We start from the raw sequence: 6,000 nt of genomic DNA on the forward strand, positions 1-6,000 counted from the left end.
GCACACCCGCTGACCTGCGCCGTCCCACCATCCACCGCGGACCGGCGAGCCCCGGACCCGATCCCTCCGCCGGTCATACGTTTCCCGGGACCTGTGGACAAACGTCCGCCCGCGGGTGCGTCATGGACAGGTGACGAAGGAACCCGCGCGCATTCTCGTGGTCGGCGGCGGCTACGTCGGCATGTACACCGCCCTGCGCCTCCAGCGGCGCCTGAAGCACGAACTGAGACGCGCGCGGGAGGGCTGCGGGGGTGTACAGGTCGTCGTACTCGCCCCCGAGCCCTACATGACCTACCAGCCGTTCCTGCCCGAGGCGGCCGCCGGCTCCATCTCCCCGCGCCACGTCGTCGTCCCCCTGCGCCGCGTGCTGCCCCACTGCAGGGTCGTCATCGGCGAGGCGAAGTCCATCGACCACGCCCGGCGCACCGCCACCGTCGAGACCCTCGCCACCGAGCACGCCGGCACCGGCCCCGTCGAGGTGCCCTACGACGAACTCGTCCTCGCCCCCGGCTCGGTCTCCCGCGCCCTCCCGGTCCCCGGCCTCGCCGACCACGGCATCGGTTTCAAGACCGTCGAGGAGGCCATCGGCCTGCGCAACCACGTCCTCGAACAGCTCGACATCGCCTCCTCCACCCGCGACCCCGCCGTCCGCGACGCCGCCCTCACCTTCGTCTTCGTCGGCGGCGGCTACGCGGGCGTCGAGGCGCTGGCCGAGCTGGAGGACATGGCCCGCTACGCCTGCCGCTACTACCACAACATCCGCCCCCGGGACATGAAGTGGATCCTCGTCGAGGCGACCGGCCGCATCCTCCCCGAGGTCGGCGAGGACATGGGCCGCTACGCCGTGCGCGAACTGCGCGGCCGCAACATCGACGTACGCCTGGAGACCCGCCTCGACTCCTGCGAGGACCGCGTCGCCCAGCTCAGCGACGGATCCCGCCACCCCTGCCGCACCCTCGTGTGGACCGCGGGCGTCAAACCCCACCCCCTGCTGGAGAGGACCGACCTCCCCCGCGACGGACGCGGCCGGCTGCGCTGCACCGCCACCCTGCGCGTCGAGGGCACCGAACACGCCTGGTCGGCGGGCGACGCCGCCGCCGTCCCGGACCTGGCGGCGGCGGGATCGTCCCGGGCCCGGGGCCCGGAGGGAGGGCCGGCCCCGGAGTGCGCCCCCAACGCCCAGCACGCGGTACGCCAGGCGCGCCTCCTGGCCGACAACCTGGTGGCGTCGCTGCGCGGCCGGGAACCGGCGCGGTACGAGCACTCCTACGCGGGCTCCGTCGCCTCGCTCGGCCTGCACAAGGGGGTCGCCCATGTGTACGGCCGCAGGCTCAAGGGCTACCCTGCCTGGTTCCTGCACCGCGCGTACCACCTGAGCCGGGTGCCGACGGCCAACCGCAAGGCGCGCATCCTCGCGGAGTGGACGCTCGCCGGTCTGTTCAAGCGTGAGATCGTCTCGCTCGGCTCGCTGGAGCACCCGCGCGCGGAGTTCGAACTCGCCGCGGGCACCGGCCGCCACCCCGAGGGGCCCTGACACCTGTCGGTGCCGTCGGTCACACTGGACGTGTGACCATGGGTGGGCCCGCGTCAGCTGAGAGTCACCGGCGGACGCGGCCGACGCGACGGGCCCCCGGCACGGCGGGTACGGGCATCCGCACGTACCCGCACGCACACACCAGACACGAGAACATCGGAATCGGATCGGACCGCACGCAGTGAACTTCACGCGCTGGAGCGCCCGGCTACCCGGCACGCAGCGGCAACGACGCCTCGCCGCCAGGGCCGTACGGCGCCCGCCCGAGGCACCGGCCCCCTCCGGGGCCGTCCCGGCCGCCCGGGACGAGCACGGCGAGCCGTCCGCTCCGGACGCCGAGGGAGCGAGACGGGGGGCGGGACAGGGAACGGGACACGGCCTCGACGCCCTGCCCGCGCAGGACCTCTCCGCGCAGGGCCTGCTGGACCAGGTCCCCGCCCTGGTCGCCCTCGTCCACGGTCCCGACCACCGCATCGCCTTCGTCAACGACGCCTACGCCGCGGCCTTCGGCCCCCGCGCGCCCGGCGCCCCCGCCCGCGAGGCCCTGCCGGAGCTGGCCGAGCTGGGCCTCCTGCCGCTGATGGACCAGGTCCTGCGCAGCGGCAGGCCCCGCACGGTCAAGTCCCGCCGGGTGGAAGGCCGGACGGGAAGGCGAGGGGGCGGGGACCCCGGAGCCGTCGGCGGCGGTACGCGCCCGGGGTACTACACCTTCACCTGCACCCCCGTCGAGCTGAAGGGCCCCGGAGCGCGGCGCGGCGTCCTCGTCTTCGCCGCCGAGGTGACCGATCAGGTCGAGGCGGCCGAACGGCTGCGCGTCAGCGAGCGCCGGCAGCGCGAGGCGGCCGTCACCCTCCAGCGCAGCCTGCTCCCGCAGCAGCTGGAGCAGCCCGACGACCTCCGGGTGGCCGCCACGTACCGCCCGGGCGGCACCGACGCGGCGGTCGGCGGCGACTGGTACGACGTCATCACCCTGGGCGCGGGCCGCACCGCCCTGGTCATCGGCGACGTGATGGGCCGCGGGGTGCGGGCGGCCGCCGTCATGGGGCAGCTCCGCACGGCCGTGCGCGCGTACGCCCGGCTGGACCTGCCGCCCCACGAGGTGCTCCAGCTCCTCGACGGACTCGCCGCCGAGATCGACCCGAACCAGATCGCCACCTGCGTCTACGCCGTCCACGACCCCAACGAGGGCCGCCTGGTGTACGCCTCCGCAGGCCATCTGCCGATCCTCGTCCGGGACCCGGACGGCACGGTCCACCGCGCCGACGAGTCCACCGGCCCGCCGCTGGGCACCGGCGGCTGGCTGCACACCTCCGCCTCCGTCCCCTTCGGCGAGGGCTCGGCCGCCGTGCTCTACACCGACGGCCTGGTCGAGCGGCGCGACGCCGACATCGACCAGGGCATCGAGGTGCTGGAGGAGGCCTTCGCCGGAGCCACCGGCAGCCCCCAGGTCGTCTGCGACCGGCTCCTGCGGGCCCTGGGCATCACCGCCGAGCACGACGACGACGTCGCGCTCCTGGCCCTCCAGCACCCGGTCCGCACCGGCCACGACGCGGAGCTGTTCCACAACGCCGCGCTCGATCTCCTGGGAGGGGTCGAGGCCGCCCCGCGCGCCCGCGCCTTCGCCTCCGGGGTCCTGACGAGCTGGCGGTTCCCCAGGGGCCTGCACGATCTGGGTGTGCTGGCCGCCAGCGAGCTGGTCGCCAACTCCCTCCAGCACGGCACCCCGCCGATGTGCCTGCGGCTGCGCCGCACCGACCGCCGCCTGATCGTCGAGGTGACCGACGGCGACGACCACCTCCCGCGCCGCCGCCGTGCCGAACCGGCGGACGAGAGCGGCCGGGGCATCTCCATCGTCGCCACCATCGCCTCCGCCTGGGGATCTCGCCGCACACCGGGTGGCGGAAAGGCGGTGTGGTGCGAGTTCGCGCTTCCCCCGGAGGCGGTCCCGCGCTAACCGGCCCGGACCGTACGGGCCGGCTCGGCGGACCGTGTCGCCGGAACGGGCCGGACCTCCTCGACGGGCCGGACCGGCATCGAGGCGGCGACCACCAGGGACGCCCTCAGCGGGTTGTCCTGCTCGGCGGTCAGCCTGCGGCCCAGCAGCAGGGCCAGCACGGTGACGCCGAGCGAGCACAGCACCAGCATCACGATGTACGGCCCGTGCAGCGTGGCCCCCATCGGCCCGCCCACCGCCGGACCGATCGCCAGCGCCAACTGCTTCACCAGGGCGAAGGCGGAGTTGTACCGCCCGACCATCCGGGCCGGGGCCAGGTCCGCCACCAGCGGCGCCACGGTCGGCGACAGCATCGCCTCGCCCAGCCCGAACAGGGCGTATGTGGAGATGATCGCCGCGACGGCCAGCGCATGGCGGTCGGCCACCAGCCCGGACACCCCGGCCACCAGCCACGCCACCGTCCAGATCAGCCCGACCAGCGCCATCACCCGGCTGCGCCGCCGCCGCTCCACCAGCCTGAGCACGACGAACTGCGCCAGCACGATCACGGCGGTGTTCGCGGCGAGCGCGACCCCCAGCGTCGCCGGGGAGATCCGCGAGGCCTCGACCGCGTACGCCGACAGCCCGGACTCGAACTGCCCGTAGCAGGCGAAGAACATCACGAAGCCGAGCGCGGACAGCGTCACCATCGCCCGGTCGGACAGCAGCGCCCGCAGGCCGTCCCGGGCCGCGGTGCCGTCCTCGCCGCCGTGGGAGGGGCACTCGACGCGCGGCCCGTCCGGCAGCCGTACGGTCGCCACGGTCGCGCCCAGGACCAGGTACATCGCCGACTCGATCCCGAACAGCAGCAGGAACGACGACGGCCGGTCGGTGTCCACGACCAGACCGCCCAGCAGTCCGCCGACGCCGAGTCCGAGGTTGTTGAGGAAGAACTGCGTGGCGAAGGCGCGCGAGCGTGTCGCTGTGGTGGAGGACCACACGATCATCGTGGCGAGCGCGGGCTGGATCACGGAGAGGCCCGCGCCGAAGACGGCGGCGGACACGTACATCGCCACCGTGCCTTCGGAGAGGGCGATGCCGAGTGAGCCGGCCGAGGCCAGGACCGTTCCCGCGACGGCGACGGGCAGCGGACCGCGCCGGTCGATCACCCGTCCGGTGAAGGGCAGCACCACCAGCGCGGCCACGGCGAAGAGCGCGAGCACCGTCCCCGCGGCGGCCGCGCCCAGATTCCGCACCTGGGCCACGTAGACGAACATGAACGGGACGGTGAAACCGTTGCCGAACGCGCTCAGCGCGTTCCCCGTCTGGATCCGGCGCAGCGCCGCGCCCGTCGCGGTGGTCACACTCACCTGCCTCTGAGTCCGGTGCCGCTGGGGCACGCATGGGATGGAACGCATGGGTGGAGGAAGAAGCCCGAAGGAAGACTTCGAAGCTAAAGTTCGATGCTAAAGAGTACACAGCGAAAGACTTCGAAGCGAACGAGTTCATGCCATACTCCGGTCCCATGCCTGACCAGCCCCCCCGGGATCCGGACCACGGCCCCACGCTCGACGAGCAGATCGCCATCTACCAGCGCGAGTACGGCGAGCTGGACCCCCAAGTGGAGAAGATCGTCAACGCGCTCAGCCGCCTCGACCGGCGGATGAGCGTCGCCTACGGGCGCCAGCTCGCCACCCTCGGCCTCAACCACGCCGAGTGGGAGGTGCTGAAGGAACTGGTGATGGCGGGCAGGCCCTACCGCCTGGGCCCGGGAGCCCTGGCCAAGCGGCTGGGACTCACCCCCGCCGCCATGACCCACCGCATCGACCGCATGGCCACCGCCGGCCTGGTCACCCGGGAGAGGGACGAGAGCAACCGCGTACGGGTGATCGTCGAGCTGACCGATGAGGGTCGCGAGAAGTGGCTCCAGGTGATGCGAATGGCCTCGGTCTTCGAGGAGGACCTGCTCCAGGACCTGTCCGGCGAGGAGCGTGTCACCCTGGGAGAGCTGCTGACCCGCCTGCTGCGCCGGGTGGAGGACGCCCAGCCGGACGCCGGCGGCCGGCTCAGCGACCTGGACTGACGGGCCGGGCGGACCGCCGAGACGGCCGCTCTTGAGGATGTCGAGGGCGCGGCTTGACAGCAGGTGGAGTGATCCGTAGGGTTCTCCGGGTTGCCAGAGAGCCGGAACGGTTCTCCCGGCAGCTCTTCTGTCGCCTTCGGTGGCGACCACCCACTCAGTGTGAATCCCTTCCGGGGATGAATTCCGGCGTGCCGGAATTCGGGTCCGGGTGGCTCGATTAGGAGCCGGACGGGAAATCCGCTACGGTGGTGGAAGCGCCGGAAACGGCGCGAGAGGAAAAGCGCAGGACCCCGCCGGCCGGGGATCGGAGACCGAAAAGGGATCTGATAGAGTCGGAGACACCGAAGGGAAGCGCCCGGAGGGGCCCCGAATAGGGGTGCCGAAGGAAGCGTCCGTTCCTTGAGAACTCAACAGCGTGCCAAAAGTCAACGCCAGATATGTTGATACCCC

At 72.8% G+C, this 6,000-nt stretch carries 4 protein-coding genes; 3 read left to right on the top strand and 1 reads right to left on the bottom strand.

Going from position 1 to position 6,000, the window contains the following annotated elements; translation table 11 throughout:
- Positions 1 to 181: 181 nt before the first annotated feature.
- A complete protein-coding gene (locus BMY40_RS25475; protein WP_245770321.1) occupies positions 182 to 1,534 on the top strand; it encodes an NAD(P)/FAD-dependent oxidoreductase in 1,353 nt (450 codons plus the stop codon).
- Positions 1,535 to 1,715: 181 nt separating this feature from the next.
- Entirely contained in the window at positions 1,716 to 3,488 is a 1,773-nt protein-coding gene (locus BMY40_RS25480; protein WP_093663131.1) for a SpoIIE family protein phosphatase, read from the top strand.
- Here the strand turns inward: BMY40_RS25480 and BMY40_RS25485 are convergent.
- Complete coding sequence (locus BMY40_RS25485) at positions 3,485 to 4,831, bottom strand: MFS transporter (protein WP_093663132.1); 1,347 nt, start codon at positions 4,829 to 4,831, stop codon at positions 3,485 to 3,487. The genes BMY40_RS25480 and BMY40_RS25485 overlap by 4 nt on opposite strands.
- A gap of 161 nt (positions 4,832 to 4,992) precedes the next feature.
- Between BMY40_RS25485 and BMY40_RS25490 the strand changes: the two genes are divergently transcribed.
- Positions 4,993 to 5,550 carry a MarR family winged helix-turn-helix transcriptional regulator gene (locus BMY40_RS25490; protein WP_093663133.1) on the top strand — a complete coding sequence of 186 codons (558 nt, stop codon included), beginning with the start codon at positions 4,993 to 4,995 and terminating at the stop codon, positions 5,548 to 5,550.
- Positions 5,551 to 6,000 lie beyond the last annotated feature (450 nt).

Source organism: Streptomyces radiopugnans, assembly GCF_900110735.1.
Classification (GTDB): domain Bacteria; phylum Actinomycetota; class Actinomycetes; order Streptomycetales; family Streptomycetaceae; genus Streptomyces; species Streptomyces radiopugnans.

Excerpts from the sequence above, each read along its gene's own strand:
- BMY40_RS25475 (WP_245770321.1), top strand. The coding sequence starts at position 182 with ATGTACACCGCCCTGCGCCTCCAGCGGCGCCTGAAGCACGAACTGAGA.
- BMY40_RS25490 (WP_093663133.1), top strand. The coding sequence starts at position 4,993 with ATGCCTGACCAGCCCCCCCGGGATCCGGACCACGGCCCCACGCTCGAC.